This is a genomic window from Hoylesella buccalis ATCC 35310, assembly GCF_000177075.1.
GTDB lineage: Bacteria > Bacteroidota > Bacteroidia > Bacteroidales > Bacteroidaceae > Prevotella > Prevotella buccalis.
In genome coordinates this window covers 1-3,397 of sequence record NZ_ADEG01000112.1, presented here as the reverse complement: position 1 = coordinate 3,397, position 3,397 = coordinate 1, and the positions used below count along the sequence as shown (strand labels likewise).

At 36.3% G+C, this 3,397-nt stretch carries 4 protein-coding genes and 1 pseudogene; 2 read left to right on the top strand and 3 right to left on the bottom strand.

Going from position 1 to position 3,397, the window contains the following annotated elements:
* Positions 1-159: 159 nt before the first annotated feature.
* Positions 160-495 (top strand): hypothetical protein, encoded by a 336-nt coding sequence (locus HMPREF0650_RS12085; RefSeq protein WP_040563404.1) that lies wholly within the window; start codon positions 160-162, stop codon positions 493-495.
* 285 nt (positions 496-780) lie between these two features.
* Here HMPREF0650_RS12085 and HMPREF0650_RS12080 read toward each other — a convergent pair whose 3' ends face one another.
* Positions 781-1,236 carry a hypothetical protein gene (locus tag HMPREF0650_RS12080; RefSeq protein WP_004351147.1) on the bottom strand — a complete coding sequence of 152 codons (456 nt, stop codon included), beginning with the start codon at positions 1,234-1,236 and terminating at the stop codon, positions 781-783.
* Between the two features lie 134 nt (positions 1,237-1,370).
* Complete coding sequence (locus HMPREF0650_RS12075; protein WP_050774883.1) at positions 1,371-2,498, bottom strand: nucleoside recognition domain-containing protein; 1,128 nt, start codon at positions 2,496-2,498, stop codon at positions 1,371-1,373.
* A gap of 359 nt (positions 2,499-2,857) precedes the next feature.
* On the opposite strand from HMPREF0650_RS12075, the pseudogene HMPREF0650_RS12915 reads away from it, so the two are divergent.
* Positions 2,858-3,044, top strand: a pseudogene (locus tag HMPREF0650_RS12915) (IS1380 family transposase); the annotation flags it as partial.
* Positions 3,045-3,082: 38 nt separating this feature from the next.
* Here the strand turns inward: HMPREF0650_RS12915 and HMPREF0650_RS13295 are convergent.
* The coding region (locus HMPREF0650_RS13295) for a hypothetical protein (protein WP_040563399.1) at positions 3,083-3,397 on the bottom strand (315 nt) is incomplete at its 5' end.

The following is a 3,397-nucleotide window of genomic DNA, read 5'->3' as shown; positions in this document are numbered from 1 at the left end:
CAGGTGGAATACCTTTTATTAACATAATAGTTTTTGATAAATTGTATTATTAAGAAATACATTGTAAATTTGTATGGTAAATAACATGAAGTGAATCTCGGTATACTAATTTATTACTACCTCTCTAAAATGGATTAACAATTGCAAAATAGAAAGCATATGAAGAAGAGTATTATTGTAGCGTCCTTTTTGTTTTTTTTCTCGTCAATTAGTGCACAAGAAAAAATAATTTTACAGGATTCTCTGAACATTCCTGTAATCTTGGTCGATGGAGTAGAAGTCCAAAGTTTGGATAGCGTATGTAAAGAAGATATTATGGATGTTAAAATCATAAAGGATAAAAATATCATAAAGTATTTTTATCCTCGTGTTGGCGGTATAATGTGCATAACAACCAAATCGAAGAAGTTCCTTACACCGATAATACAAGAATATAAAAAAAACATTGAAGTTTGTGATAAGAAAAAAAAGAAAGGCGAAATTTATATTAGGTAGTCTATATGGATTCAATGTCAATATTAAGGTAGATATTTTATTGTACTATATATAGTATTTGTTTTATGTTATGTTTAATATATGTTGCATGAAAAGCAATTTACCGGGCGTATGATAGATAATATTAGTATAGGTATTAGGAGAAAGTGTGTGTCTCTCTTTCTTGTCATTTTGGGCGAATTGACCGATTTTTATACAACATAAATAGTTAATTGTCAGACAGTTATAGTTGATTAGCAGACCCTAATTATTTTGATATTTCCCGATTTGGAGCATTACTAATTTCTAATTACCGTTCATGTTCATATGCAAAACAATTTCATCGACAGTATTCAATTCTTTGTATGTGTTAACTAATGGTCTTCCTAACGAATCTGTTTTGAAAATAACACGACCACCATTTCTATCTCCATTTGAGTGATTTTCTATTGTGTATCTTGTAAAAGGTTTGAGATTTATCATTTGCATTTCCTTGGGATGTAGCGCCGTAACTACTTTGTAAGATGGATTATGTCTATTGAAATAGAATACATTAACTGCTACAGAATCTTTTCTAAGTTTCACATCATACATCATGTAATTTAATCCGTCTTCTTCTATTAACATATAATAAATACCATTTCCTTGTTTTGTATATATCGCTTTGTTGGTAATATCAAGATAAATTGAGTTATTTGTACATCCTGCCAATATTATGCAAACAATAATATATCGTATGACATTACTTAATTTGATTTTCATAATCCTTCCACCATATATTAATTTGATTGATCTTATATTTATCTGTCTTGTCATGAATAAGCGCAACTTATCGCCATACTACCATTAACTCATACTTTCAATAAAAGGATAGCTTGGATACAGAGAAAAAAGCCTTATATGAAGAACGCAGCATAGAGCAGATATCCCCAATGTGCAGCAAGTGCAGCTGCAAGGCCTCCGATAGTATGAGAAACAATGGCTTTAGAGGTAAGTTCCCGATACCCAATGGTATCAAGCATTGCTGTATGTGTACTAAGGAAACCGCTCCAACACATTCCAATACCTGTGAATACAGCTATGGCATTGCCATCCAGCCATCCTTGTGACATAAAGTTGGGCACTAAGCTCAATGCAGCACCAACTGCTCCGAGCGCAGTGATAGGGAAGGCGATTTGGTGTGGGTCTGAAAACCCAAAGAGCGGATTGAGTAACCAATCTAATTTGTTAGCAATGGCTGGTAAAATGGCAACTCCCTCATAAGCTTTGCCTGTGAAATTGCCTTCTGCGCTGGCTCCAAAGGTAAGTATCATCACTAACGTAGAAATAATAAGCACACCGGGAATGATGGAAACACCAACGTCGACGCCCGATTTTCCTCCGTCTAATAGAGAATTGAGTATGCGCAGAAACACCGATGTTTCTTCACGGTGTAACTGACGAATGGGTTGCTGGCGAAACTTCTCTCCATCCAAAGCTTCTTCGGAACGATATTGTGGATAAGCTTTCAGTACAAAGTGTTGCATGAGCCTTGTAGAGACTACGCACCCAATGCAGGCTCCTATAAAACCAATGAGGGGTTCCACGAAATAACCGTTGCCTAACATGAAGACGATGACAATGAGCCCCATGCCAAACGCTGTGCCGAAATTGGTGAGCGAAATATACTGAAACTTCTTGAAGTAGCTACCAAAATGCTTATCTTGTGCCAAAGTGATAATGGCAGGATTGTCAGAGAGAAACGTTAATACTGCTCCAAGTGAAGCCACTCCGGGCAGTCTGAACACGGGTTTCATCAATGGTCTCAGTACTCGTTCTATTAAGTCCACAACTCCAAACTCAACAAATAGCTTCCCTAAGGCACCTGTCAACACACAGATGCCCATGAGATAAAAGCAGGTGTTGAGCAACAAGTCGTGAGCCGTGTGCATAATGGTGTTGAGCATGTTAGCCACTCCCATAATACTTGCTATTCCTCCAAACAGTCCAGTGATGATAAGCAGACATATAATCCCCTTTGGCATTCTTCTCTTTTTCTTATCATTGCTCCTGTCTGTTGTTTGCTGTTGGGGCAATTCATCCTGTGTAGAGACAGTTTCTCTCTTGACCTCTGTATTATTCACTTTGTTTGTCATTAAGGTTCGTAATCGTGTGTATCTTTTACTCTCATTATTGAAAGATATCTGTAAACGCCACCATTCTATGAGGTTGGAGCCGTGGCGTTTTCAGATATTGCTTTCATATAATGGTTCTATATTTGCGACTTCATTTGTATTTTGCAGGCAAATTTAAGATTTTTATTAGTATCTATCTTATTTCTGACTTAATTTTTTTGTTCATCATTGATATTTTCTGTACGACCTTAATTCCGCAACACTATTATAAATTAAACTTTTATCAGTACAGCGAAATCATCCGTTCTCTCATGAGTATCTACTTCTGTGGCGGTTATTGTACTCCAGGATGTCACTACTCATTTGATGAACCACCTCTCGCTTCATCCGACACTTCGCACTTGTAGCTCTGATACTATCCTCAGAGCGATAAAGGAGTTGACGCAAGAAAACATTTGAGAAGACGTGTAAACGCAATAAGGACGTTCAAGGGCTTAGTTGCGGATTTGAGGTATATTAGTTAACGCATTCGCCGCTCGTGTATAGAATGCTATACTGTCTGGCTGTACAGTATTAAGAGCTTCTATTTCATCCATTTGTTCAAAAATGATCATTGGCGAACTAGAAACTTCTTGCTTAAATAAAGATATTTTTTCTTGGCAGAGTTCTTTTAGATAAACAATGACATGGTTTTCCATTTGATTTATACCTACTGCAGTCCAGCCTAATTTATCTCTTAGAGATTTTTTATTGAAATAGATTTCTCCTAAATCGTCATTAAGTTTATTTAACTCGTTCAGTGAGAAACT